The organism is Oleiphilus sp. HI0132, assembly GCF_001635845.1.
Genome location: NZ_LWGJ01000098.1, coordinates 1 through 1,441, shown reverse-complemented (window position 1 = coordinate 1,441; position 1,441 = coordinate 1). Strand labels below are relative to the sequence as shown.

At 46.7% G+C, this 1,441-nt stretch carries 2 protein-coding genes; both read right to left on the bottom strand.

Annotation, left to right across the window (positions count from 1 at the left end; translation table 11 throughout):
• Positions 1–1,143: FAD-binding protein (locus A3766_RS01275; protein ID WP_156508596.1), on the bottom strand; the 1,143-nt coding region annotated here is incomplete at its 3' end.
• Positions 1,144–1,146: 3 nt separating this feature from the next.
• A partial coding sequence (gene sdhD / locus A3766_RS01270) for a succinate dehydrogenase, hydrophobic membrane anchor protein (protein ID WP_068641507.1) occupies positions 1,147–1,441 on the bottom strand: 295 nt, incomplete at its 5' end.

Sequence of the window (1,441 nt, the reverse complement as noted above, 5' to 3'; positions counted from 1 at the left end):
AACGTGATCGTTACCTTCAGCATCCTGCGTTAGTGCCTGACCACCGATATTAGTCGGAATACCACCCATCATATAGTGACAAGTTGGTACAACCGGAATTGGTACCTTAACCGGATCAACGTGAGCAAATGTACGTGACAATTCAAGAATACCTGGAAGCTTGGCATTCAAGGTTTCTTCACCCAAATGGTCCAACTTCAACATAACGTGATCTTTATTTGGACCACAACCACGGCCTTCTAGTATTTCCATAACCATTGAACGCGCAACAACGTCACGACCAGCAAGATCTTTAGCGTTAGGTGCGTAACGTTCCATGAAACGTTCGCCTTCGCCATTGATCAGGTAACCACCTTCACCACGACAACCTTCTGTTACCAGTGTACCCGCTCCAGCGATACCTGTTGGGTGGAACTGCCACATTTCCATATCCTGCGCTGGGAAGCCAGCGCGAAGCGCCATCCCCATACCGTCACCAGTATTAATCAAAGCGTTAGTAGTCGACTGATAAATACGACCAGCACCACCCGTCGCCATAACAGTTGCCTTAGCCTTAACGTATACACGCTCACCTGTTTCAATACAGATAGCAATGACACCAACCACTGCACCTTTTTGGTTTTTCACCAAATCGACTGCATACCATTCATTAAGAAAGGTAGTGCCGCCCTTCAAGTTGCCCTGGTATAGTGCGTGCAATAGTGCGTGACCTGTACGGTCAGCAGCAGCACAAGTACGTGCAGCCTGAGTCGGATTATCCGGCCCTTTAGACTGGCCACCAAACGGGCGCTGGTAGATACGACCTGCTTCAGTTCGCGAGAAAGGCAAACCCATATGATCCAATTCAAATACAGCCTGAGGGCCAACTGAACACATATATTCAATTGCGTCCTGATCACCGATATAGTCTGACCCTTTAACAGTGTCATACATGTGCCAGCGCCAATCATCATTTGGATCCGCACTTGCGATCGCACAAGTTATACCACCTTGAGCAGAAACCGTGTGAGAACGAGTTGGGAATACTTTAGTAATACAAGCTGTTTTGATGCCGGATTCTGTCAATTGAAGTGCTGCGCGCATACCAGCACCGCCACCACCAATAACTATTGCATCATAATTAAGCGTTCTTAATTTAGACATTTCTTACAGCCCCCAAAGAATCTGAACACCCCAGACCACGTAAACGAACATGACCAGGCCACAACCAGCTTGAAAAATAAACCTGAATACCATTGCTTTTAGATAGTCTGTAGACACCGTCCACAAACCGATCCAAGCGTGAGCACCCAAAGATAACAAAGCAAGTAAAGAAAATACTCTGACACAAGTTTGACTAAACAGCTCACTCCACTGCATGTATGTCAAGTCAGGGTTTAGCACTAGATAACCCAGAATAAATACCGTGTAAGCAGCCAACACAACCGCTGTAACACGCTGA